General features: G+C 57.7%; 21 protein-coding genes. 1 reads left to right on the top strand and 20 read right to left on the bottom strand.

Translation table 11 applies throughout. The annotated features are described in order from the left end of the window. Window positions 1-15 precede the first annotated feature (15 nt). The 20 genes from JCM17207_RS03820 to hprK form a co-directional block, all read right to left on the bottom strand. On the bottom strand, window positions 16-366 hold the full coding sequence (locus JCM17207_RS03820) for an alpha-helical endospore appendage domain-containing protein (RefSeq protein ID WP_238316337.1): 351 nt from the start codon (window positions 364-366) through the stop codon (window positions 16-18). A gap of 77 nt (window positions 367-443) precedes the next feature. Continuing rightward, window positions 444-749, bottom strand: a complete 306-nt coding sequence (locus tag JCM17207_RS03815; RefSeq protein ID WP_238316336.1) for a YerC/YecD family TrpR-related protein — start codon at window positions 747-749, stop codon at window positions 444-446. Between the two features lie 374 nt (window positions 750-1,123). Continuing rightward, a complete protein-coding gene (locus tag JCM17207_RS03810; RefSeq protein WP_238316335.1) occupies window positions 1,124-1,846 on the bottom strand; it encodes an acyl-[acyl-carrier-protein] thioesterase in 723 nt (240 codons plus the stop codon). A 72-nt stretch (window positions 1,847-1,918) separates the two neighbouring features. After that, the gene (locus tag JCM17207_RS03805; RefSeq protein ID WP_238316334.1) at window positions 1,919-3,151 is read right to left on the bottom strand and encodes an ABC transporter substrate-binding protein; all 1,233 of its coding nucleotides are present in this window, start codon (window positions 3,149-3,151) and stop codon (window positions 1,919-1,921) included. A gap of 18 nt (window positions 3,152-3,169) precedes the next feature. After that, entirely contained in the window at window positions 3,170-4,012 is an 843-nt protein-coding gene (locus JCM17207_RS03800) for an ABC transporter permease (RefSeq protein ID WP_238316333.1), read from the bottom strand. Further along, window positions 4,012-4,827 (bottom strand): ABC transporter permease, encoded by an 816-nt coding sequence (locus JCM17207_RS03795; protein WP_238316332.1) that lies wholly within the window; start codon window positions 4,825-4,827, stop codon window positions 4,012-4,014. The genes JCM17207_RS03800 and JCM17207_RS03795 overlap by 1 nt, the downstream gene beginning before the upstream one ends. Window positions 4,828-4,833: 6 nt before the next feature. Then, window positions 4,834-5,877: a spermidine/putrescine ABC transporter ATP-binding protein gene (gene potA, locus JCM17207_RS03790; RefSeq protein ID WP_238316331.1), complete on the bottom strand. Its 1,044-nt coding sequence runs from the start codon at window positions 5,875-5,877 to the stop codon at window positions 4,834-4,836. A 296-nt stretch (window positions 5,878-6,173) separates the two neighbouring features. Beyond that, complete coding sequence (locus tag JCM17207_RS03785) at window positions 6,174-7,202, bottom strand: DUF4340 domain-containing protein (protein WP_238316330.1); 1,029 nt, start codon at window positions 7,200-7,202, stop codon at window positions 6,174-6,176. Between the two features lie 15 nt (window positions 7,203-7,217). Further along, window positions 7,218-8,660, bottom strand: a complete 1,443-nt coding sequence (locus tag JCM17207_RS03780; RefSeq protein ID WP_238316329.1) for a DUF7088 domain-containing protein — start codon at window positions 8,658-8,660, stop codon at window positions 7,218-7,220. 18 nt (window positions 8,661-8,678) lie between these two features. Continuing rightward, window positions 8,679-9,551, bottom strand: coding sequence for an ABC transporter permease (locus JCM17207_RS03775; RefSeq protein ID WP_238316328.1), 873 nt, complete (start codon window positions 9,549-9,551; stop codon window positions 8,679-8,681). A gap of 5 nt (window positions 9,552-9,556) precedes the next feature. Next, the gene (locus JCM17207_RS03770; protein WP_238316327.1) at window positions 9,557-10,606 is read right to left on the bottom strand and encodes an ABC transporter ATP-binding protein; all 1,050 of its coding nucleotides are present in this window, start codon (window positions 10,604-10,606) and stop codon (window positions 9,557-9,559) included. A gap of 205 nt (window positions 10,607-10,811) precedes the next feature. Further along, window positions 10,812-11,012, bottom strand: coding sequence for a 50S ribosomal protein L31 (gene rpmE / locus JCM17207_RS03765; protein WP_005926533.1), 201 nt, complete (start codon window positions 11,010-11,012; stop codon window positions 10,812-10,814). 209 nt (window positions 11,013-11,221) lie between these two features. Next, a complete protein-coding gene (spo0A, locus tag JCM17207_RS03760; RefSeq protein WP_238316326.1) occupies window positions 11,222-11,980 on the bottom strand; it encodes a sporulation transcription factor Spo0A in 759 nt (252 codons plus the stop codon). Between the two features lie 172 nt (window positions 11,981-12,152). After that, on the bottom strand, window positions 12,153-14,135 hold the full coding sequence (gene ligA, locus JCM17207_RS03755; RefSeq protein ID WP_238316325.1) for an NAD-dependent DNA ligase LigA: 1,983 nt from the start codon (window positions 14,133-14,135) through the stop codon (window positions 12,153-12,155). A gap of 160 nt (window positions 14,136-14,295) precedes the next feature. Then, entirely contained in the window at window positions 14,296-15,270 is a 975-nt protein-coding gene (gene pfkA, locus JCM17207_RS03750) for a 6-phosphofructokinase (protein WP_238316324.1), read from the bottom strand. A gap of 222 nt (window positions 15,271-15,492) precedes the next feature. Beyond that, window positions 15,493-18,987 (bottom strand): DNA polymerase III subunit alpha, encoded by a 3,495-nt coding sequence (locus JCM17207_RS03745; RefSeq protein ID WP_238316323.1) that lies wholly within the window; start codon window positions 18,985-18,987, stop codon window positions 15,493-15,495. Continuing rightward, window positions 18,971-19,918: a DNA-binding protein WhiA gene (gene whiA / locus JCM17207_RS03740; protein ID WP_238316322.1), complete on the bottom strand. Its 948-nt coding sequence runs from the start codon at window positions 19,916-19,918 to the stop codon at window positions 18,971-18,973. The genes JCM17207_RS03745 and whiA overlap by 17 nt, the downstream gene beginning before the upstream one ends. Window positions 19,919-19,952: 34 nt before the next feature. Then, the gene (rapZ, locus tag JCM17207_RS03735) at window positions 19,953-20,816 is read right to left on the bottom strand and encodes an RNase adapter RapZ (RefSeq protein ID WP_238316321.1); all 864 of its coding nucleotides are present in this window, start codon (window positions 20,814-20,816) and stop codon (window positions 19,953-19,955) included. A gap of 25 nt (window positions 20,817-20,841) precedes the next feature. Beyond that, a complete protein-coding gene (gene murB / locus JCM17207_RS03730; RefSeq protein WP_238316353.1) occupies window positions 20,842-21,741 on the bottom strand; it encodes a UDP-N-acetylmuramate dehydrogenase in 900 nt (299 codons plus the stop codon). A gap of 30 nt (window positions 21,742-21,771) precedes the next feature. Then, the gene (gene hprK / locus JCM17207_RS03725; RefSeq protein WP_238316320.1) at window positions 21,772-22,707 is read right to left on the bottom strand and encodes an HPr(Ser) kinase/phosphatase; all 936 of its coding nucleotides are present in this window, start codon (window positions 22,705-22,707) and stop codon (window positions 21,772-21,774) included. A gap of 348 nt (window positions 22,708-23,055) precedes the next feature. Between hprK and JCM17207_RS03720 the strand changes: the two genes are divergently transcribed. Continuing rightward, on the top strand, window positions 23,056-24,843 hold the full coding sequence (locus JCM17207_RS03720; RefSeq protein WP_238316319.1) for a Na/Pi cotransporter family protein: 1,788 nt from the start codon (window positions 23,056-23,058) through the stop codon (window positions 24,841-24,843). Window positions 24,844-24,846 lie beyond the last annotated feature (3 nt).

The following is a 24,846-nucleotide window of genomic DNA, read 5'->3' as shown; positions in this document are numbered from 1 at the left end:
GCAGATTAAGTTTTGTCAGCAGTCGTCGTTGTCGTCGTCGTCATCGCAGGAAGAATAGCAGAAGTTGTTGGTCACAAACTCCAGCTTATCCTTGAGGGCCAGCTCCAGATTGGCGACGGCGTGGACCATATTGGTGGCGGAGTCGTTGATCTCCAGCAGCTTGCACAGATCCAGGCCGTCCATCTCCATAGCGGTCTGCATCTTCTGGCTCTCTGCGCAGAGGATGTGGCTCAAGGCGTTCTCCTGCATGGCGATGCTCTCCAGCAGGTTGAGGATGACCTCATCCATCGACTTGGAGACAAAGCCCGGGCAGGAGGCGCAGGCGTTGTTCATGGAATTCATGGCGTTTGTATTCGATACTGTCATAGCGTAAAACCTTCCTTTCTGGATATGGGTTTACGCCAATGTATGCACCATCTGCTGCAGATGTGCGCCCTGAACGCTTATTTTTTGGTCTGTTCGCGGCTTTTTTCAATGGTTTGGCGGTATCCGCCCGGCCCGTACTGGATGCAGCGGTTGATCCGGCTGATGGTGGCGGTGCTGATCTCGGCGGATTTTACAATCTGCTCATAGGTGCAGCCGTCCAGCAGCATCTTGGCGGCGGCCAGCCGCTGGGCCATGTCCGAGAGCTCTTTCACCGTACACAGGTCCTCGAAAAAGTTGTAACACTCCTCCCGGGTTTCCAGGCTCAGGATCGCGTCGAAGAGTGCGTCGGTCAGTTCGTTTCGTCTGGGTTTTTTTTCTGCCATATTAAGATGGGTCCTCCCTCCGTAGATTGCCCTATAAGTTCCCCTCCACTTTAGCACAGGAAAGTGACGAAGTCAAGCCGCTGTTTCGGGCAATCCCCACAAACAAAAAAACCCGTCGGAATCGACGGGTTTTTTTGCACACACATTTGAGATATTGCCTGTGCAGCGCAGACCGAACAGCTGAGAAGGAGAGCAGCCGGAGGAGGAATGGCCTGCGCTCAATATCTCTGAACAAGAAGAAAAAGATTTTTACAGTTCCAAGGTTTTGTCCCTTGCTGTAACCATATTGTAACTCTTTTTGGAGAGAATTGCAAGAGGTTTTTGTAATTCTTTTGTAATTTAATCGAAATTCTTTTGTAACCACCCGGGATGGCTTACCATTGGTATTCCAGCTCAAAGGACGCCTGGCCCTCTCTCCGGCCCATCACATACCAGCCCGTCTCGGTTTTCCCCCAGAAGACCTCCATCTCCTGCCCCAGAGGCACTTCCCGGTGGTATTTCACCGCCGCAGAGCGGATCGGCCCCTGCTGGATCACTTCCAGAGGCAGCGCGTCACAGGCGATGTCCAGATAACAGGCGTTGTTGATGTGGCCGTTGATATCGCACCGGGAGTAGCTGGCCGGCCAGATCCCCGCGCTGGTCAGTGTTTCCGCCTTGTGAATGGTCTGAGGCAGCTCATAGGGAATCTCAGGGTTCCAGAGGTTGTCCAGTTGTTCCGGCGGGCGGCGGAGAATCCGCCCGGTCTCGGTGTCCACCAGAATCCAGCGGGCGTCTACCTGAGCGATCACAGTTCCGGCAGTGTCCTCCACCTGTAAAATCCGTTTGTTGGTCCCCCGCCGGCTGCGTTCCGGCAGAGTGGTCAGAAGGAGTTTCTCCCCTTTTTGGGGCACCCGCTGGAATTGCAGCGCCTGTTTGCCCAAAAGGTATGCCAGATGATTGGCGCGGAAAAAATCATCCCCCATGCCTTTGGAGTGGGAATGTCTGGTGGCCATGTGCTCGGCATACCGCAGCAGGGCCGATGGCTTCATTAATCCGCGGTAGTCTACGTCGCTCTCCTGTACCGTGACAGCTTCAGTATATTTAACCCAGTCTTCCATGGTTTTAAAACCTCCCGAATTGTAATAGAAAAAGCAGGCCGCGCCGTTGCTGCACAGCCTGCCCGCGTGGATTTAGTACATGTTCCGGTTTTTCCGGCGGACCTTGCGCCAGATATTGAAGCAGGCCAGGGCCAGCATTGCCAGCAAGAGCAGCAGGAACAGATAGCCGCTGCCCCCTTCGTTGTAGCTCTTCATCTCGCTCCACTTCATATCCAGTTCGCTGTTGACCTCGTCGCTCAGGGCGGTGAACACCTGCTCTTTGGCGGCGATTTCCTCCGAGGGATAGGCGATCTCGCTGTACTTGAGCTCCTCGTCCAGCACCTCCCAAACCGCGTCCATGGGGGTGGTGTAGCCGATGTATTCGGCGTTGGCCGCGCCCACATCCACCTCACACATGAAGTTGATGAACATCTCGGCGGCTTCCTGCTGGGTGCTGGTGGCGGGGATGCACATGCAGTCCACCGACAAAACACTCCCCTCTTCCGGGAAGACCCAGGCCAGGTCCGGGTTGTCGTCGATCATGGTGATGGCGTCGCCGGAATAATAAACGCCGATGGCCGCTTCGCCGCCGATCATCTTGTCGAAAATCTCGTCCATCACATAAGCCTGAACCAGGGGCTTCTGGGCTTTGAGCTCCTCCACCACCTCATCCACCTCCGCGGTGGTAGCGGGGTTGATGCTCTTCCCCATCTTAAATGCGCCGATGGCGTAGGCGTCGCGGCTGTTGTTGAACATCAGGATGTTGCCTGCATACTGTTCATCCCACAGATCGGCCCAGCAGGTGGGCGCCTGCTCCACCATGGTGGTGTTGTAGATGATGCCGGTGGTGCAGAGCATATAAGGCACCGTATAGGCGTTGTCGGGGTCGTAATCCGGGTTGTGGTACTCCTCGTTGATCTGCTGGAAATTGGGGATGTTGTCGTAGTTCAGGGGCAGCAGCATATCCTCGGCGATCATCTTGGCCACCATGTAATCCGAGGGGATGACAATGTCGTAGCTGGCCGCGCCGGACTTGAGCTTGGCGTACATGGATTCGTTGGAATCGAAGGTGGTGTAATTGACCTCGATGCCGGTGAGTTTTTCAAAAGCGGCCACCACATCCACACTGTCGTCCGAGCCGTTGGAGATGTATTCGCCCCAGTTGTAGACATTCAGGGTGACTCCCTGCCCGGCGAAGCGGGTCCAGTCATAGTCGGCCGAGACGCTGATCTCCTCGGTGACTTCGAGGGTCCCCTGGGCCGAAGCCGCCAGCGGGAGCGCCAGCCCCAGAGCCAGCGCCAGCAAGAATGCATAGATGCGTTTCATCTGTCTTCCCTCCCCTTATCATGCGTCTTCACGCGTCGCCTTCTGGTTGAGGCGGTAGCGGCGGCTCTCCATGGCGTTGGACACCAGGATGATGCTCAGGATCACCATAAACATAATGGTGGACAGAGCGTAGATCTCCGGGCTGACCTTTTTGCGGGTCATGGAATAGATGGCAATGGGCAGCGTCTCCACCGTGCCGCAGTTGAAGTAAGAGATCATAAAGTCGTCGATGGAGTAGGTCAGGCAGATCAGGAACGCCGAGAGAATCGCCGGGCTGATCTCGGGCAGAATCACTTTGAAGAAAGCCTGCCGGGGGTCACAGCCCAGATCCAGCGCCGCCTCATAGAGATGGATGTCCATCTGGCGGAGTTTGGGGCTGACGTTGAAGATCACATAGGGCACATTGAAGGCAATGTGGGCGATGAGCAGGGTGGGCAAGCCCATGATGGTATCCGGCAGCCAGGAGGCCCCCACCGCAAATTTCTGGTAGGCCACAAAAAGCAGCATCAGGGAGATACCGGTAATAATCTCGGGGTTAACCACCGGGATATAGGTGATGTTGGTGACAATCAACTGAGACTTGCGGCCCATGGAGGCGATGCCCAGGGCAGCGGCTGTGCCCAGAACGGTGGCGATGACCGCCGAGATCAGGGCGACTTCCAGCGAAACCCAGAGGGCCCGAAGAATGGATGCGTTGGAGAACAGGCTGGCATACCATTTCAGGGTGAAACCGGTGAAGAGAGAATACCCCTTGCTCTGGTTGAAGCTGAAGACGATCATATAGGCGATGGGCAGATACATAAAGGCGAAAAAGAGCACCACATACGCCCGCTGCATCAGACGGAGATGTTTGGTTTTCATCAGGACACCCCCTCCATTTCGTTTTCATCAAAGCTCGAAGTGAAGCTCATGCAGACCAGAACAATGATCATCAGCACCAGGCTCATGGCCGAACCGGTGTTCAGGTTGTAGCTGTTGCCCAAAAACTGCATCTCGATCAGGTCGCCGATCAAGAGGTTTGAGCCGCCGCCCAGCATACGGCTGATGACAAAGGTGGACACCGCCGGGACAAACACCATAGTAATGCCGGTGCAGATGCCGGGCACACTCATGGGGATCAGCACCCGGAACAGGGTCTTGGTGGTGTTGGCGCCCAGATCCTGGGCCGCCTCCACCAGGCTGGGGTCAATCTTGGTCATGCTGGTGTAAAGGGGCAGGATCATATAGGGGAGATAGTTGTACACCATGCCCAGAACCACTGCGCCGGAGGTGTTCAGCATGTTAAAGGGTCCGAGATTGAAAAAGCCCAGAACCGCATTCACCGGGCCGTTGACACTGAGCAGGCCCATCCAGGCGTAGGTGCGGAGCAGAAAGTTCATCCACATGGGCAGCATCACCAGCATCAGCATGATGTGCTGCTTGTTGACCCGCAGCCGGGAGAGAAAATATCCCACCGGAAACGCCAGGATCAAACAAATCACAGTGGCGATCAAAGCCAGCAGCAGGCTCCGGGCAAAGACCGAGCCATAACCGCTGATGGCCAAAAGGTTATCCAGAGTGAAATTCCCCTCTCCGTCGGTCAGGGCGTAGTACACCACGATCAGGAGCGGAATCACGGTAAAGAGGGCCATCCAGACAAAATAAGGATAGGCCAGTTTCTTGTCATAAATTTTCATCCGGCATCACCCCTCACGCGCCATAATGTGGATCTCGTTGGGGCCGATCCGCATACCGATGGTCTCCCCGGGCGTGCAGGCGCGGGTGGAGTGGATCAGCCACTCCCGGCCGTCGCAGTCCACATGCATCTCGTAATGGACACCCTTGAAAATCACGTCGTTGACCACGCCGGTGAGCTGGCCCTCCAGCGGGGTGACAATCTCGATGTCCTCGGGGCGGACCACCACCTGGACGCTCTGCTCGGGCTTGAACCCGCGGTCCACACAGGGGAACTGTGTCCCCGCAAAGGAGACCAGGAAATCCCGGTGCATAACGCCGTCGATGATGTTCGAGTCACCGATAAAGTCCGCTACAAAGGCGTTCTTGGGCTCGTTGTAAATCTCCTGGGGAGTACCCACCTGCTGGATGCGGCCGCCGTTCATGACAACCACCGTGTCCGACATGGTCAGGGCTTCTTCCTGATCGTGGGTAACATAGATAAAGGTGATGTTCATCTCCCGCTGCAACCGTTTCAGTTCCAGCTGCATTTCCTTGCGCAGCTTGAGGTCCAGTGCGCCCAGGGGCTCGTCCAAAAGCAGGATCTCGGGCTCGTTGACCAGGCTGCGGGCGATGGCCACGCGCTGCTGCTGGCCGCCCGACATCTGGCTGATGCTCCGGCGCTCGAAGCCTTTCAGGCCCACAACCTCCAGCATATCCCGAACCTTGGTGCGGATGACGGCCTCGTCCAGCTTTTTCAGCCGCAGGCCGAAGGCGACGTTTTCAAAGACATTCAGATGCGGGAAAAGCGCGTACTTCTGAAACACGGTGTTTACCGGACGCCGATAGGGCGGCACCCCGGTGATGTTCTTGCCCCGCAAATTGACGGTGCCCGAATTGGGCTCCAGAAAGCCGGCAATCAGGCGCAGGGTGGTGGTTTTGCCGCAGCCGGAGGAGCCCAGCAGGGTTACAAACTCCTTGTCGTGAATGTCCAGATTCAGCCCGTCCAGAATTCGCTGGCCGTCAAATTCCACAACAATATCCCGCAGGGATACAATCACCGAATTATCCATTATCTTTTTTATACCTCCCCATATGTTCAGCCGGCTTGGGGCAGCAAGCGCTCTGGCCCAGAGCGTGCCGACGCCCCATCCGGCAGTTCGACAAAAAGTCCTTTAATTTTTATCTTAAACAATCCCCGGGTAAAAGTCAATTCCTTCTGTATCCCCTCTCACCGGTCTTTTTTGAAAAATTGCGTTTTGTCAAAATTTTCTGTTTTATTTTTCTGTATCCGTTTTATATTCTGCCGCCCAGGGTCAAAAAAATCCCGGAGCAGCTTTTTCACCAGCTGTTCCGGGAGGAATTTGTCTTACGATTCGCTTGCAGTTTCGGTGTTCTCTGTGCTGGTCAGCTCCGCCGGGGTGCGGCAGAGATTCTGGACGGTGGTCAGATCCACCCGATAGATGGAGTCGTCCCCTTCCACCCACAGGTAACAGCCATCCTCCGCGATGGAATACCGCAGGTTGACCACCGTATCAAAGGTGGTGGCCCGGACTGTTACCGCCGGAGCATCCAGCCCATAATCCGCCAGGGCTGCGCCGGTGATCTGACCCGAGACGTAACTCGTCAAAGAGGAAAAAATCTGGTCCAGAACGGTTTCGTCTAGTACAGCATCGGGCTCCGAAGTCAGCCGCCAGACGGTGGTGTACTCCACCGCCTCGCTCTCCGCCGATTCGGTGCTGTCCGCTGCGTCTTCCTCCACCGGCTGGGAGACTGCCTGCAAGCAGACGGTGTAGCTCTGATCTCCCTCCGAGACGGTGTACTCCACCTGTTCCAGCTCACTGGAACTCAGGCCCGTGGGGTTAAAGGATTCAAAGAGCGCCTCTTTGGTGTATTCAAAGCACTCCGCCTTGGAGGAAGAGGCGGTATAGATGGCCGTGTCCCCTTCTTTTTGCAGGTAGATGTCTCCGGTGACCGGGTTTGTGTCGCCAAAGGTGAATCGGTTGGTCTGACCGGCTGCCGTCACCTGGACGGTGAGCAGGGGCGATTCCGTGCCGTAGCTCTCCCCTTCCTCTGCGGTCAGCCGGCGCTTGGCGTTGAAATCGCAGAGGGCTGCGGCCATGCTGTTGCAGAGGGTCTGGTTGAGGTGGTAGTCCGGGTCATCCGCCAGAGTCCAGTTCTCTCCGTCATAATTCAGGAGGAGCGTTTCCTCCTGATAGGTGTATTGGATCTGGGTCAGATCTTCCACCGCGAAGCTCGACAGCGGGATGGTCCCCTCCTCGGCGGCACTGGCCGCCTGTTCCGCCTGGGTGTTTGCATTGACCACAAAGGCCAGCGCCGCCCCGGCCAGGAGGATCAGCACCAGCAAGATCCCCAGGGTTTTCTGTTTTGCCTTCAATGCGGCTCCCTCCTTTTATCTTCTGCGCCGGCGGATGGAGACCACCGCTCCCACAATCAGAAGCACCGCCGGGATCAGAATCACAAATACCAGCCCCAGGATGGAAGCCACTCCGCCCGGGATGGTCAGCTGGTCGGCTTCCAGCGCTTTGGATTCAATGAGGATCGAGCTGGACTGGCCGGTGAGAGAGGCTGCGCAGCCCAACAGGAAATCACAGTTGCCCGGTACGCTGAGATAGACATTTTCGTTGTCCATGTTGGCGCAGCCGATCCAGATCACTTCTGCGCCGGTGGTGTCGTTCTGAGCGTAAGCTGCCAGGGCAAAGGGGCCGTCCAGATCCCCTTCCTCTTTTTCCACGGTGGTCATATTGTACCCTGCCGTTTTGCTGTATGCAGAGTCCGAAGTGGTCAGCAGAGCCTCGGAGAAAATACCATCCATCTGGGTCATGGTAATGCCCTGAGCCATCTGAAGCAGAACATAGCGGCTGGTATCCAGGCCGTCCAGGGCGGTGCTTTCTTCGGTATAAGCGTAGTCCGGCAGCAGGTAGTAGTTGTAGCCGTAGAGGCTGTAATTGGGGTCGCCTTCCACCACCAGACCCTCCACCCGGGAGAGGCCGAACTGGGCCAGGACGCTGTCCAGGTTGGGGGTGCTGTAATAGGCGTCGGTCATTACCATCAGTTTGCCGCCGTTTTCCAGATACTCGGTCAGGGCGGCAACCTCGTTGACCAGCCCTTCCTCCGCGGTAAAATCGTTGGCCGGGCAGTTGATGATCAGGAGCGCACAGTCATCGGGGATTTCGCTGCTCAGCAGATTCAGCTCCTGCGCTTCGATGTTCTGGGCGTCCAGAGCATCCAGCAGGCTCTGGGTCAGGGCCAGCTCGCCGTGGTTGGTGGTGTAGTAGGCGGCGCTTGCCTCCCCGCTGGTCAGCCGATAGAGGGCCGAGGTGATCCTGTCCTCCCCCGCAAACTTCACGCTGTAAGTGCCCGAGTAATAGTAATCGGAGTAGTCGTATTCATAGAGATCGGCGGCGTCCAGCACAACGCTGTCCTCCCCTGCGTCCAGGATCAGGCTGCCCGAGGAGACATTCTGGGCGCCGTACTGTGCGGCAAAGGTGGGGTAAACCGCCGGGTCTTTCTGCTCCCAGGTCAGATGGCTGCTCTCGGAGGCATACCGGTCCAGCAGCCGGGTGATGATGGCATCCTCGCTGCCGGTTTCGCAGAGGTAATAGATGGTGATGTCCTGTTCGAGGCTCTGGGTCAGTGCGCCAGATTGCTCGCTCAGGGTGTAGAGTCCGGCCTCCGAGAGGTCAAACTCGGTGTACCGGGTGGGGATCATCCGGACGACCAGGTTCACCAGCACCGCCAGCACCACCACTGCCGCGAGGATCGCTGTGGAGAGCAGCCCGTTCCGAAAAATCCGCCCGCCGTCCAGTGCGGGGGTATTCTGTGTTTTCTTCATGGTGTTTCTCCTTTTCGGTCAGTTCCAGCGGCGTTTTTCAAGGCTCATCCCGCAGAAAAAGAGGAACAGCCCCGTCGCGCTGAGGTAGTACACCAGCGCCGGAATGGAAAAGCTGCCGTTGACAAAATCCTCGAAGGGGGTGAAGAGACACAGCGCCTCCAGCACCGCGCTGAACGCTTCGGTGAGCCAGGTGCTCTGGATCACAAAGAGGGCGGCCAGCCCCATACAGAGCAGCGTAAACACCCCGCAGCCCAGGGTCAGGCTCCGGGTACGGAGCCCGGCGATCAGGGCGGCGGCGGCCGCAATGCCGGTAAAGACGGCCAGCGCGGCGGCGCTGCCGGCATTAAACATACTGCGCAGGCTGGGCATCAGATAGGCCAGCAGAAGCACCGAGAAGCTGGACACCGCAGCAATGATCTGGTTTTCGGTCAGGCCGGAGATGTACTCTCCCATGGCGATGGCCGCGCAGCCTAAAAGGAAATAACACAGCAGGCCGGCCAGGTTGGCGGCCAGAGTGGTGGCGGTGGCGCCCAGAGCCCACAGGACCAGGATCATCACCAGATCCAGCAGGCAGGCCAGGCTAAACACGGCGCACATGGAGAAGAATTTGCCCAGTACAATCCCCCACACCGAGACCGGGCTGGTCAGCAGAAGCTGATCGGTGCGGCTGCGCCGCTCTTCGGCCAGGCTGCGCATGGTCAGCACCGGCACATAGAGCAGCAGCATGAAGATGGTGCGGTAGAGGGTGTAATAGCTGAAGTCCGTCAGCCCATACCCCAGGTTCAGCGCCAGGAAATACAGGCCCGAAGACGCCGCCAGAAAAGCGGTCAGCAGATAGCCCATCATGCCGTGGAAAAAACCGCGGAATTCCCGCTTAAAAATTGCAAGCATGGTCCTTACTCCTCCTCGCCGGCGTCATCCCCGGCCTCTTTCTCTTCCGGGGCGTCCTGGGTGCTTTGGGTTTCGTCCTCGTCGGGGGCGTCCTCCGGCTCATCGGTGTTCGCTTGGTCCGAACCGGCTCCGGTCAGCTCCAGGAAAACATCCTCCAGGCTCTTGGTTTCGGCGGTCAAAGACAGCACAATACAGCCCGCCGCCGTCAGTGCCCGGGAGATGTCTGCCCGGATATCCTCGCCCGTAGCGCTCCGGGCGGTAAGATTGACTTCGTCTTCCTTAAAAGAAGGAGTAACTTCTACCTTTTCCACTCCGGGCAGGGATTGGACGGCGGCCAGCACCTGGTCCCGGGTGCCCAGTGCGGTGGCGTGCACTACGCTGTGAGAGCTCAGGGTTTCGCTCAGCTGTTCGGGCGCACCGATGGCCACCAGCTGGCCCTTGGAAAGGATCAGAACCTGGTCGCAGACCGCCTGCACCTCGCTGAGGATATGGCTGGAAAGGATGACCGTATGGGTCCGCCCCAGTTCCTGGATCAATTTTCGGATCTCGATCACCTGGGCAGGGTCCAGGCCAACGGTGGGCTCATCCAAAATAATAATCTGGGGTTTGCCCAGCAGAGCCTGGGCGATGCCCACCCGCTGGCGGTAGCCCTTGGAGAGGTTGCGGATCAGCCGGGGCAGCACTTCCTCCAGGCCGGTCCGCCGGGCGGCGTGGAGCACCTGGTCCTTTCGGGCGGACCGCTTGACCCCTTTCAGCTCGGCGGCAAAGGTCAGATATTCCTGTACCGTCATATCCAGATAGAGAGGCGGCTGCTCGGGCAGATAGCCGATGCACGCCTTTGCCTGGTCGGCCTCCTCCGGCAGCGGATGGCCCGCGATGGTCACCAGGCCGCTGCTGGCCGAGAGATACCCGGTCAGGATGTTCATGATGGTGGATTTGCCGGCGCCGTTGGGCCCCAAAAGACCGTAGATCTGGCCGTCCTCCACCACGAAGGACAGATCCCGGACGGCGGGGCGGCCGCCATATTCTTTGGTCAGATGCGATACTTCAATCACTGCAAAACGCTCCTTATCCTGTTTGGGCGGTCAGCTGGTGCCGCCTCAACGCACAAAAAACGGTTTTCCATGCAGACATTTTAGGCGGAAAATGTGTTCAAATTAAGGCAAAGGGGTGTTAAATTTGGAATCTTCCCCCCGCAGAAAAAACAAAAAGTGCCGTTCCCCGACAAAATCAGGAAACAGCACTCTACTTTGAGCCAAATTACTTGCGGCCAAAACGCTTGTTGAAGCGCTCAACACGTCCGCCAGTGTCAACCAGCTTCTGCTTGCCAGTGTAGAAAGGATGGCACTTGGAGCAAACTTCGACGTGGATCTCAGGCTTGGTGGAACGAGTCTTGATCACATTGCCGCACGCGCAGGTGATGGTGCAGTCAACGTAGTTCGGATGGATACCCTGTTTCATTCTTTTCACCTCATTTCTGGTTCTGACAGTTTGGGGCCATATTGAAATGTATGCGCCCATCACAACCTTCAATTTCGGCTACCCCGTCGAGCGGCCTTGGAAACGATTGCTGTAATATTATATCACTCTTTTGAAAAAATGCAAGTGGATAAAATAAAAAATTCCTCTCCCAAACCGTAATTTCTGGTTTGGGAGAGGTCTCTCTCACATCAGCCGACCCGCTGCTTTTTGTCCAGCCGCATCTTGTCCGCAATCATGGCGATAAACTCGCTGTTGGTGGGTTTGCCCCGCAGATTGTGGATGGTGTAGCCAAAATAACTGTTCAGAGTATCCACATCGCCCCGGTCCCAGGCCACCTCGATGGCGTGGCGGATGGCCCGCTCCACCCGGCTGGCGGTAGTGCCGTTCTTTTTGGCGATGGCCGGGTACAGCCGTTTGGTGACGGCGTTGATGTAGTCCGGGCAATCCATCGTCAACAGGATGGCGTCCCGCAAAAACTGGTAGCCTTTGATGTGGGCCGGTACACCGATCTGGTGCAGAATCTCGGTGACCGTCAGCTCGTCGCTGTCCACGCTGGTGTGCAGCACCCGCCGCTCGTGCCCGGCAGCCGCTTTGAGAACCCGGCTGACCAGAACGCTCTCGTCAAAGGGTTTTACAAAATAATAAGCGAACCCTTCATCCAGCAGTTCCTGCACCATTTCCTCGCTCTGGAACGCACCCGTCACAAAGAAAGAAGTCCGGCGCTCCCCCGCTGCGTTGTACCGCTGCTTGACGGCCAGGGCATCCAGCCCCGGCATAAAGGCGTCCAGCAACACAACTTGCGGGCGAATCGAGAGCATTTTCTGCAACACTTTCATTCCATCTTTTTCAACGACAGTTACTTCAACGCCCTTCTGCTCCAATGCCTCGCGGCACTGGGCAGTGATTTCAGCTCCGGTATCAGACATCAAAAATCTTATTTTGTCCATGGTTCTTTCCTCCAATGTGTGCTGTTCCCTTAACACAATGGATTTTACCATATTTTACCAATTACTTCAACAGTAAAAAATGGCAATTTTTGGCAATTATAGTCGGAGCCGTTTTGATATATCGTTTGTTTTTTCGTCATTCCCTGGTTTTGAGCGAGTTTCCGGCCTTGGATCAGCTTCCAATAATTGCCAAAAACTCTGCTTCCGAGAGGACCGGCACCCCCAGAGACTGGGCCTTGGTCAGCTTGGAACCGGCGGCTTCGCCAGCCACAACAAAGCTGGTTTTCTTGGAGACCGAGCCGCTGGCTTTGCCGCCGTTTTTCACGATCAAAGCCTCTGCCTCGCTGCGGGAAAGGCTCTCGAGGGTGCCGGTGACCACGATGGTTTTGCCGGCCAGTTTGTCGGTCTTGGGCTCCCCTTTCCAGCGCATATTGACCCCCAGGTCAGCCAGCCGGTGGACCAGATCCGAGGTGCCCTCTTTGGCGAAGAACTCCACCACGCTCTGGGCCATCACTCCGCCAAAGCCGTCGATCTCGCTGATCTGCTCAATGGTTGCCTCCCGGATGGCTTCCATGGTCTCAAAATGCTCGGCCAGCAGGGCCGCGGCCTTGTCGCCGATGTTCCGGATGCCAAACCCAAAGAGCAGTTTGTCCAGATTGTTCTGTTTGGACCGTTCAATGGCGGCCAAAAGATTGTCGGCGCTCTTGTCCTTGAATTTATCCAGGGTCAAAAGCTGTTCCCGGGTCAGCTCATAGAGATCGGCTGCCGAGTGAACCAGCCCTTTTTCCACCAGCTGGGTGGCGACCGCGGTGCCCAGGCCGTCGATGTCCATGGCGTCCCGGGAGGCAAAGTGGATGATGTTTCGCAGCGCCTGGGCGGGGCACTCCGGGTTGACACAGCGGAGAGCCGCCTCGTCCTGCAAGTGAACCACCGGCGCACCGCAGGAGGGGCAGACGGCGGGCATCTGGTAGGGCCGGGCATCCTCGGCGTGGGCGGTCACCGCGATGACCTCCGGGATGATGTCCCCGGCTTTCCGCACCTGAATGGTATCCCCCAGGCAGAGCCCCAGCTGGCGGATAAAATCCTCGTTATGAAGGGTGGCACGGGAAACGGTGGTGCCCGCCAAAAAGACCGGTTCAAAGGATGCGGTGGGGGTCAGCACACCAGTCCGGCCCACAGCCACCTCGATCCCCAGCAGACGGGTCTCCTTGACCTCCGGCGGGTATTTATAGGCGATGGCCCAGCGGGGGAATTTGTTGGTGGAACCCAGCTGTTCCCGCTGGGCAAAGTCGTTTACTTTAATGACCGCGCCGTCCATATCAAAATCCAGGCTGGCCCGGGAGGCGCCGATCTGCTCGATCTCCGAAATGGCCGTCTCGATGTCGTGGACGATGTGATACCGGGGCGAAACCGGCAGGCCCAGACCTTTCAGATAATCCAGGCTTTCGGCGTGGGAATGGAACTCCACTCCCCTGGCCTGCTGGACATTAAAGACAAAGATCGCCAACCCGCGGCTGCCGGTTACCTTGGGATCCTTCTGGCGCAGAGACCCTGCTGCCGCGTTGCGGGGATTTTTGAAAGGGGTCGCCCCCTGCAATTCTTGCTCGGCGCATAATTTTCGGAAGGCTTCATGGGGCATGTAAACCTCGCCCCGGACTTCCAGATATTCGGGGGCGTTTTTCAGTTTTTTGGGGATGCTGCGGATGGCGGACACATTGGCGGTCACGTCCTCGCCCACCACGCCGTCCCCTCGGGTGGAGGCCCGCACCAGCACGCCGTTTTCATATTCCAGGCTACAGGAAAGACCGTCGATCTTGATTTCTACAACATATTCCGGCTCGAGGCCCGCCTCCCGCACCCGGCGGTCAAAGTCCCGCAGCTCGTCAAAGCTGAAAGCATCCAGAAGGCTCTCCATCTTGACGGCATGGCGCACCTTGGCAAACCGGCTGCTGGCGGTGCCGCCCACATGCTGGGTGGGAGAAGTCTCGGTCACCAGCTGGGGGAATTCGGCTTCCAGTTTGCGCAGTTCCTGGGTCAAAGCGTCGTATTCGTAGTCTTCCAGCTCCGGCGCGTCCTGGTCGTAGTAAAGGCGGTTGTTATATTCAATGACAGCGCGCAGTTCCTCCGCGCGTTTTTTGGCCTGTTCCAGTTCCAAACGAATTCACTCCTGTTCTGCTGCCGTGAAGGGGCAGGTTTTCTCTTATTATATACCATAAAAACGCCCTTAAGGCGAGGGGCTCTCTGCGTAAAACACAAAAGGCGGCAGCCGGTGGTGATACCAGCTGCCGCCAGATAGGGTATGGATTTTTGTTCGCTTAGATCGAGATGGTGTTGCAGACATCGATCAGGACGGGATCCAGAGACTTGGTCATCTCCAGAGCCTCATCCACCGGGTAATCCACCAGGTGCTCACCCTTCATACCGACAATGCGGTTGAACTTGCCCTCTTCGATCAGGCAGACCGCACGGTAGCCCATGGCCGAAGCGTTGACACGGTCCCGCAGAGTGGGAGAACCGCCGCGCTGGACATGGCCCAGGATGGTTGCGCGGGAGTCGATGCCGGTGCGGGCCTGGATCTCGTTGGCGATCTCCTGTGCGTGGCCCACGCCCTCGGCAACAATGATGATAAAGTGGCTCTTGCCGGTCTTCTGGGTCTCGGCGATCTTGTCCAGAATGTCGCGCTGCATGTCAAAGGGCTTCTCGGGCAGCAGAACGGCCATGGCGCCCGAAGCGATGGCAACGTTCAGGGCGATGTAGCCGGCGTTGCGGCCCATAACTTCGACCACGCTGCAGCGGTCGTGGCTCTGGGTGGTATCCCGCAGCTTGTCGATCATCTCCAGGGCGGTATTCATAGCCGTATCATAACCGATGGTGTACTCGGTGCAGCCGATGTCGTTGTCGATGGTGCCGGGCAGGCCGATCATGGGGATGCCGCGGTGGGCCAGAGCCCGGGCGCCGCGGTAGGAGCCGTCGCCGCCGATGACCACCAGGGCGTCGATGCCCAGCTCACGGCACTTGGCAGCGCCCTTGTCCTGGCCTTCCTTGGTCTTGAACTCAAGGCAGCGGGCGGTGTACAGAATGGTACCGCCGGCCTGAATGATGTTGGAAACGCTCCGCAGATTCATTTCAAAGCACTCACCGTTCAGCAGGCCGCTGTAGCCGCGCTGGATGCCGATCATCCGGAAACCCTTATGCAGGCCGGCGCGCACCACAGCGCGAACTGCCGCGTTCATACCGGGGGCGTCGCCGCCGCTGGTCAGCACACCGATGGTCTTGATTTGCTTTTCCATAGTAGAGAACCCTCCATTAACTCTATCATTTCCCTGTTTGAAAACTCTGGGTTTTGTGAGGAGCCGCGCCATCCAACGGGAAAAACCCTGCCATGTCCCCCGCCCAAACCGGCCGGCGGCGCCTCGGAAACAACCCATGATGCTCACATGTCATAGGTGTATTATAGCACATTCCCTTTAATTTGGAAACAGGTCACCCGTTACAATTCATTCACAGAAATGTTATTTTGTTGCAACATTGCCCGCGCCCAGGATGTGTTCCAGCTCCTGATACAGCAGCGGATGCTCCAGCGCATACAATCTGCGGGGCACAGCCAGCTTCTGTTTTTGATCGTTTAGATAAAGGATGACCGGGGTGTTGCCGCTGAAAATTTCCAGCAGATTGATGACCTTGTCGTACTCACGGCAGCTGCGGGAGGGCAGCCGGATATAAAGCCGCTGACCCTGGGGCTGGGCCGGGGCTGCCTGGCTCTGCCCCGGGCCGCGGTAGCGGTCCACCGGGATAATGGCGTCTGCCATCAGCTTGGCGGGTTCGTCCTCCCGCACCGACAGCCGGCCTTCGATGACTACTACTGCGTTTTCCACCAGGGCGTCCCGGTAATTGTCCAGCACCCGGGGAAAGACAATGACCTCCAACGTGCCAGTGAGGTCTTCCACGCTGGTAAAACACATCATGCTGTTGGATTTGGTGGTCATCATCCGGTTTTTCACGATGGTGCAGACAATTCGCACACGGGCTTCGTCCAGCTGGTGGGCGTCCTCTCCGGTCAGGGCCTTGATGGAATGGGTGGCAAACTTGGCAGATTGTTCCCGATAAGCGTCCAGTGGGTGCCCCGACAGATAAAGGCCGCTGACCTCTTTTTCCATTTGCAGCAGTTCCACGTGGGCGTATTCGGGATAGGGGCGGATTTCATAGCCATCCCCTTCGCTGGCCTGGGGCCCGCCCTCCATGGCGGAGAACAGATCCAGCTGGCCTTCCAGATTAAACCGGGCGTCGCTCTCGATGCTCTTGAGGATGCCCTCCACTGCCTCCATCAGGCTCCGGCGGTTGTACTCCATGCAATCGAAAGCACCGGCTTTGATCAGGCTTTCCACCGCCCGGCGGTTCAGTTCGCACCCGTGCATCCGCTTGCAGAAGTCGTACAGCCCCGTAAAGGGGGCCTGCTGCCGCTCGGCCACCACCTTCTCGATCAGGTTGCGGCCCACATTTTTTACGGCGTTCAGGCCAAACCGAATCTGGCCCTTGTCGTCCACCGTAAAACCGCCGTTGGAAATGTTGATGTTCGGGGGCAAAACCTTAATCCCCAGCCGGGCGCACTCGCTGGAATACTCGATGACCTTGTCGGTGTTGTCCAAAACACTGGTCATCAGCGCCGCCATAAACTCCGAAGGATAATGACATTTGAGATAGGCGGTCTGGTACGCCACATAGGCATAGCAGGCTGCGTGGCTCTTGTTGAAGGCGTAGGAGGCGAAACTGGACATTTCATCGTAGATTTCGTTGGCCACCGCCTCAGGGATGCCGTTGGCCACACAGCCGGGGCACTCGTGGCCGGGCTCGGTGCAGCCATGGATAAAATGCTCCCGCTCGGCCTCCATGACGGCGTGCTTTTTCTTGCTCATGGCCCGGCGCACGTTGTCGGCCTGGCCAAAGGAAAAGCCCGCCAGCTCCCGGAAAATCTGCATGACCTGTTCCTGGTAGACGATACAGCCGTTGGTCACGTCCAGAATGTGGGCCAGCTGGGGCGTCTTGTACCGGATCTGGTCCGGCTGGTGCCGGTTGCGCAGATAGGTGGGGATGGAATCCATGGGCCCCGGGCGGTAAAGGCTGATCAGGGCGATGACATCTTCCAGGTTCTTGGGCTGCAGGCCGATGAGGACCTGTTTCATCCCCGAAGATTCCAGCTGAAAAACGCCTTCCGTCTCCCCTTCTCCCAGCATGGCATAGGTGGCGGCGTCATCGTAGTCCAGTTTTTCCATGGAAAAGCCCGGCTCCCGCAAACGGACCGCGTTTTCAGCGTCCCGGATCACCGTCAGGGTCCGAAGACCCAAAAAGTCCATCTTTAAAAGGCCCAGCTCCTCGATCTCGGTCATATTGAACTGGGTCACGGGCAGGCCGTCATTGGTGGCCAGGGGCAGATAGTAGTCGGCGGGCTCAGGGGTGATGACTACGCCTGCCGCATGGGTGGAAGCATGGCGGGGCATCCCCTCCACTTTAAGGGCAGTGTCCACCAGTTCTTTCACCTGGGGGTCGCTGTCGTACATCCGCTTGAGTTCCGAGGAGACTTCCAGCGCCCGGTTGAGGGTCATTTTTAGCTCCATGGGCACCAGTTTGGCCACCACGTCCACGCTCTGATAGGACATGCCCATCACCCGGCCCACATCCCGGATGGCGTTCCGGGCCGCCATGGTGCCGAAGGTGACGATCTGGGCCACATGGTCCGCGCCGTATTTCCGGTTGACGTAGTCGATGACCTCCTGGCGGCGCTCGTAGCAGAAGTCCACGTCGAAGTCGGGCATGCTCACCCGCTCCGGGTTGAGGAACCGCTCAAAGATCAGATTGTAGCGGATGGGGTCGATGTCGGTGATCCCCACACAATAGGCCGCGATACTGCCCGCGCCCGAACCACGGCCCGGGCCCACCGGAATATTCTGGCTCTTGGCATAATTGATGTAGTCAAAGACGATCAGGTAGTAGTTGGTGTACCCCATCGACTTAATGACGCCGATCTCGTATTTCAGCCGTTCCTTGTTGGCCTCAGGGACATTGGGTCCATAGCGGCGCTCCAGCCCCTCCCAGCAGAGTTTTTCGAAATAGAGCTGGTTGTCCATCCCATCCGGCGCTTTATAATAAGGAATCTTGGTGTGACCGAAATCAAAGTCAAAGTTGCACTGCTCGGCGATTTTTGCGGTGTTGGCGCAGGCTTCGGGGGCCATCGAGAACAGATCGTACATTTCATCGGTGGTCTTGAGATAGAATTCCTCGGTCTGAAACTCCATCTTATCCGCGTCCTGGATGGTTTTGCCAGTCTGGATGCAAAGGAGGATGCTCTGCATTTTCGCGTCATCCCGGCGCAGGTAGTGGGCGTCGTTGGTGGCCGCCATGGGGATGCCCGTCTCCCGGGAAAGTTTGATCAGCTGGGGCAGAACGATATCGTCCTCTTCCAGGCCGTGATCCTGGAGCTCGATATAATAGTTGCCCTGGCCAAACAGATCATTGTACCAGAGAGCAGTTGCCTTGGCGCGCTCGTAATCCCCCGCCAGAATCGCCTGGGGAATCTCCCCCGCCAGGCAGGCCGAGAGGCAGATTAACCCCTCGTGGTGCTGTTCCAGCAGCTGCTTGTCCACCCGGGGCTTGGAATAAAACCCCTCAATGAAGGCGGCCGAAACCATCTTAATCAGGTTTTTGTAGCCGGTTTCGTTCTTGCACAGGAGGATCAAATGGTTGTTGCCGTCGATCCGGTTGACTTTATCAAAACGGCTGCGGGTGGCCACATAGACCTCACAGCCGATGATGGGCTTGATTCCCGCTTTCTTGGCGGCTTTGTAGAACTGCACACAGCCATACATGACGCCGTGGTCGGTGCAGGCGATGGCCGTCTGGCCGCACTCCTTCACCCGGTCCATCATCCGGTCGATCCGGCAGGCTCCATCCAACAGGCTATATTCTGTGTGAACATGCAGATGCACAAAATTGCGTTCAGACTGGTTGTCCATTGGCTTCGTTTCTTTCCCCCTTCTCGTTCCGGGCCTGAATCTGCTGTGCCAGCCCCTCCAATTTCTTCATCCGGTGCGAAAGGCCGGATTTGCTCAGTGCGGGCTCGAACTGGCCGCAGAGCGCCCCCAGAGAGAGATCCGGGTAGGCCAGCCGCTTTTCGGCGGCTTCCCGCAGAGGCTCGGGCAGAGCCTCCAATGCGCCTTGTTCTTTCAGGTATCGGATGGCCCGCAGAGTCTGGGCGTTGGCCCGAATGGTCTTGCTCAGATTGGCGGTCTCACAGTTGGTGAACCGGTTGACCTGGTTTCGGACCGATTTCACCGCCTTTTCGCTCCCGATCTTTTTGGCGGCTTCTTCCGCCCCCATAAAAGACAGCAGCGCCTCTACATTGGCGCTGGCCTTGACATAGATCAAATTGATGCTTTTGCGGCGGGTGCGGTGGGGAGCAAACTCATGTTCCGCCAGCAGCGCCTCAAAATCCCGCGCAAGGTTGGTGCGCGGGGTCAGAAATTCCAGGTTATATTCTTTTTGCGGGTCGGTGACCGTGCCGCTGCACAGGAATGCCGAACCAATGTACACGCCAACACAGCCCCGGCAGCGCAGCAGCGCCGGATTGATCTGGAGACTGGTCTCCTCTCCAGTGGTGCCAAACAGGGCGTGCATCTGGGCCACCTCAGCAGGCTCGCGGATGGCGAACTCATAGACGGTCCCGCTGGGGCGCTGTTTTTCCAGGATGCCGCCCTGAACGCCGCAGCGTGCAAACATTTCCTGGGCATAAAAGGCCGTCTTTTTCTGTTCGGTCTGGAATACCAGCCCCTTGGCGTCAAAATATTTTGCAAAACAGGCCACGCCGTAACAGGCCGCCCGCACACAGCAAACTTTCTGTACGCTGCGTGCGACGATCTCCTCCCGTGCCTCAGAAGCAAAGCTCATAGCTTCGTTCCCCTTTTCCTTGATTGTTCCGGGTTCAGCGCGTGGCGTCCCGGTGCTGGACGCTCGGGGCATACCCCTGTTTTTCACAATATTCAGCGATCTTGCGGGCAAATGTAATGGAACGGTGTTTGCCGCCGGTGCATCCCACCGCAATGGTCAGCTGGCTTTTGCCCTCCTTGACATAGAGAGGCAGCGCATACTCCAAAAAGCTCTCGATCCGGCGGAGCAGCTCTTTGGCTTCCTCAAACCCCATCACATAATCTACGACTTCCTGGTCGAGGCCGGTTTTGTGCTTGAGTTCCGGCACATAGAAGGGGTTGGGCAGGCAGCGGACGTCCAGAACCAGATCCGCCTCCTGGGGCAGCCCAAACTTGAACCCGAAGGACATGACCGTCAGCAGCATCGCCGCCCGGGCGTCCCCCCGGGGCAGGAACAGACCGCAGATCCGCTCCCGGTTTTGAGCCGTGGACAAGAGCGAGGTATCGATCACATAATCCGCCCGCCGGGCCAAAGGCTCCAGAATCTTCCGCTCCTGGGCCAGGGCATCCAGGGTGGAAGCCCCTTCTGCAATGCTGATGGGGTGACGGCGGCGGGTCTCTTTGTAGCGGCGGCAGAGTACCTCGTCCGACGCATCCAGAAAGAGAATCCGATACGGGATTTTGTGCAGGTCCAGCTGTTCCAGCGCGCTGAGAATTTCCTCGCTGGAATGGCAGCCCCGCACGTCCATGGAAATCGCCACCTTGGCCAGCTGGTTGTCGCCCGCTTTGGAGAAGGCGACAATCCGCGGCAAAAGCCCGGCAGGGATGTTATCCATACAAAAATATCCGATATCCTCCAGCGCGTTCATCGCCACCGATTTACCAGCGCCGGACAGTCCGCTCACAATCAACAGATCCATTTCCACATTCCCCTCTTTTGATCGATCAGCCCTTTACCACCCGGATCTCCTTTTCCAGCAGATATCCGGTTTTCTCCTGCACGATATCCCGCACTTCGTCGCAGAGCGCCAGCACATCCGCACAGCTGGCCCCGCCCAGATTGACCACAAAGCCGCAGTGCTTTTCGCTGATGGCGGCGCCCCCATGGCGATAGCCCCGAAGGCCGCACTGGTCAATCAGTGCGCCTGCGAACGCCCCGGCCGGCCGCTTGAAGGTACTGCCGGCGCTGGGTTTATCCAGCGGCTGTTTGTCCCGGCGGCGGCCCATGAGATCCTCCATCTTGGCCTGGATCTCCGCCGGGTCGCCGGGGGTCAGGCGGAACTCTGCCGAGAGGATGCAGCCGCCGTTCTCTTCAAAGATGCTGTGACGGTAGCTCAGATCCAGCTCGGCCGCCTCGGCGCAGACGATCTGCCCCTCCTGGTTGAGATACCGCACCCGGGTGAGGACATCTTTCAGTTCCCCGCCGTAGGCCCCGGCATTCATATAGACCGCGCCGCCCACCGTGCCCGGGATGCCATAGGCAAACTCAAGGCCCGTCAAACCGGCGCGCAGAGCCTCCCGGCACAGACTGCTCAAAAGCGTCCCCGCGCCGGCCCGGAGGGTGCAGCCCTCCCGCTGGATGGAGCTTTTCAGGGCAGACGTGTCCAAAATGACGCCGCTCCAGCCCTCATCGGCAAAAAGGATGTTGCTGCCGTTGCCCAAAAGGTAATACGGCAGGCCCGAATCTCTGCAAAGCAGAATAGCTTTACAGAGCTGTTCTTCCTCCTGCGGCGCAACAAAAACACGCGCAGGACCGCCGATTTTAAAGGTGCAGTGCTCGGCCAGGGGTTCATTCTCCCGGTACGGGATACCTGCTGCACCGAGCCCTGCTTTCAGTTGTTCCAGATTCAAAGTTCTTCTCCCTCTTTCTGTGGGTCAGTCCATCTTGTCGTCCAGACCCAGCCGGATCAGCAGCTCTTTGGCTGCGTTGTAGCCCATCTTTTTCTGACGGTTATTGATGGCAGCGGTTTCCAGCACCACTGCCAGGTTGCGGCCGGGCGAAACCGGGATGGAGGTGCTGGGGATGCTGACCCCCAGGATCTCATAGGTCTCGGTCTCGAGGCCGGTGCGCTGATAGTTTTTGCGGGGGTCCCAGGGCTCCAGCTGAACCACCAGGTCGACGGTTTCACTCAGCTTGACGGCGCCCACGCCGTAGACCCGGGCGATGTTGACGATGCCGATGCCCCGCAGCTCGATAAAGTGGCGAATGTTTTCCGGGGCGGTACCTTTAATAAGGCGGTTGGAGACCTTGCGCAGCTCCACGGCATCGTCCGCCACCAGACGGTGGCCCCGTTTGACTAGCTCAATGGCCAGCTCACTCTTGCCGATGCCGCTGTCGCCCAGGATCAGGATGCCTTCGCCGTATACCTCCACCAGAACGCCGTGGCGGGTCACCCGGGGGGCCAGCTCCATGTTCAGCACCGTGATCAGGCTGCCCATCAGGGTGCAGGTGGTCTCGCTGGAGCGCATCAGAGCCACTTTGTATTTTTGGGCCAGCTCCAGCATCTCGGGCAGCGGGGCCAGCTCATCGCTCCGGCTGACGATCACAGCCGGCGGCTGAAGGCTGAACAGCCGGTCCAGAGCTTCATAGCGCCGCTCCGGGGTCTGCTCCGAGAGAAAATTCATCTCCGCCAGGCCGAGGATCTGAAGCCGAAGCTTGTCAAAGTATTCATAGTATCCGGCCAGAAACAGGCCCGGGCGGTTGACCTCTGCAATCTCGACGCTGATTTTTTCCAGCTCGCAGGGGGTGTATACGACGTCCAGGCTGACTTTTTCGGTCAGCTTTTTGAGTGAAACGGTAAAAGTTCCCATATATTTTTTCCTCCCGTAGTGTGTCAAGCCGCATATCAGGCGATGAATATACTTATTATATTATAATGGAATTGGACGCAGATTACAATTCTTCAGCCCGCTTTTCCGCCTGTACAAATTACGGCATCGGCGATCTTTGGTAAAAGTATGTGCCTCTTCTATGCCGGATGCACAAAAATTTTTGAGAAAAAATTGAATTTCCCAAAAACTTTCCCTATAATAAAAACAGCGCCTCGTTTTACATGGATTTTACATAACGATGATTTCAGATTTTACATCCGCCCACTATACTCAAAGCTAAGGAGTATTGAAAGCAAATTTTTTGTAAAACAAAAGCGAGGAAGAATCATGACAATATTTAATGTATTCTCTCTGTTCGGCGGCCTGGCCATGTTCTTGTTTGGCATGGACACCATGGGCAAAGCCCTTGAAAAACAGGCCGGCGGCCAGCTCCAGAAGATCCTGAGCCGCCTGACCGATAACCCCATCAAAGGGTTTGCACTGGGCCTGATCGTCACCGCCATCATCCAAAGCTCCAGCGCCACCACGGTTATGGTGGTTGGTTTCGTCAACAGCGGCATCATGCAGCTGCACCAGGCCATCGGCATCATCATGGGCAGCAACGTGGGCACCACCGTTACCAGCTGGATCCTGAGCCTTTCCGGCCTGGAGGGCGACACATTCTTCATCCAGCTGCTGAAACCCAGCTCCTTCAGCCCGCTTCTGGCCTTCATCGGCATTATTCTTTATATGTGCCGCAGTGAGCGGAAAAAGGGCATCGGCACCATCTTCATCGGGTTTGCCATCCTGATGACCGGCATGAGCGCCATGTCGGCCGCCGTGGAGCCCCTGGAGCATGAGCTCTGGTTCACCGAAATGTTTGTCAAGTTCTCCAACCCCATCCTGGGTGTGCTGGCCGGCACCATTCTGACCGCCATCATCCAGAGCTCCAGCGCCAGCGTGGGTATCCTCCAGGCGCTCAGCTCCACCGGCGTCATCACCTACAGCAGCGCTCTGCCCATCATTATGGGCCAGAACATCGGCACCTGTGCTACTGCTTTGATCTCCTCGGTGGGCACCAACAAAAATGCCCGCCGCGCCGCAATGGTTCACCTGTACTTCAACCTGATCGGTGTCACGGTTTTTCTGGTCAGCTTCTATACTCTGAATAGTTTCCTGCACTTCAGCTTCGTTGGGGATATTATTGAACCCTGGGGCATTGCAATCGTCCACTCGGTGTTCAACCTGTGCACCACCATCATCCTGCTGCCCTTTGCCAATGTTCTGGAAAAGCTGGCGGTTCTCACCATTCCCGACGACGCAAAGAAAGAAGAGTTTGCCCTGCTGGATGAGCGTCTGCTGAACACCCCCGCAGTGGCCGCGGAGCGTGCCCGTGCCGCCACCGCAGATATGGCCGAGCTGGCCCGGGTGGGCGTGCTCCAGGCCATGAGCCTGACCCACAACTGGAACGAGGAGATGGCCCGCAAGGTCGCCGAGCAGGAAAAGCAGGTGGACCGTTACGAGGACGCCCTCGGCACCTACCTGGTCAAACTGTCCAGCTGCGAGCTGAACCATGAGGACAGCAAGCATGTCAATACCCTGTTGCACACCATCAGTGACTTTGAGCGGATCAGCGACTACTCGGTCAGCGTGATGGAGAGCGCCCGGGAAATTCATGAGAAATCCGTCTCCTTCTCCCACGATGCCCGGGAGGAGCTGCAGGTCCTGGAGGACGTTGTGCAGGATCTGCTCAACCGCACCACCGAGGCTTTCCGCAAGGATGACCTGCATCTGGCCGGCAAAGTGGAGCCCATGGAGACGGTGGTCAACGAGCTGGTCCGCGCCATCAAGGCCCGGCACATCGCCCGCCTGCAGGCCGGCAGCTGCTCCATTGAATATGGTTTTGTCCTGGACGATCTGCTGACCAGCTATTCCCGTGTCTGCGACCACTGCAGCAATGTGGCTGTGGCCCAGATCGAGGTGGCGCAGGACAGCTTTGACACCCACGCATACCTGAAAGATCTGCGCCACGGCAATGCCGCAGAGGAGAGCGAGGCGTTCCGCCGCCGTCTGGACCGGTATCGCGCTCGTTACCCCTTCCCTGCTGGCACCGAGAACAGCACGGAGGAAAAATAAGCC

Source organism: Faecalibacterium gallinarum (assembly GCF_022180365.1).
Lineage (GTDB): Bacteria > Bacillota > Clostridia > Oscillospirales > Ruminococcaceae > Faecalibacterium > Faecalibacterium gallinarum.
The sequence above is the reverse complement of the archived record's forward strand: the minus strand, read 5'-3'. Positions and strand labels throughout refer to the sequence as shown.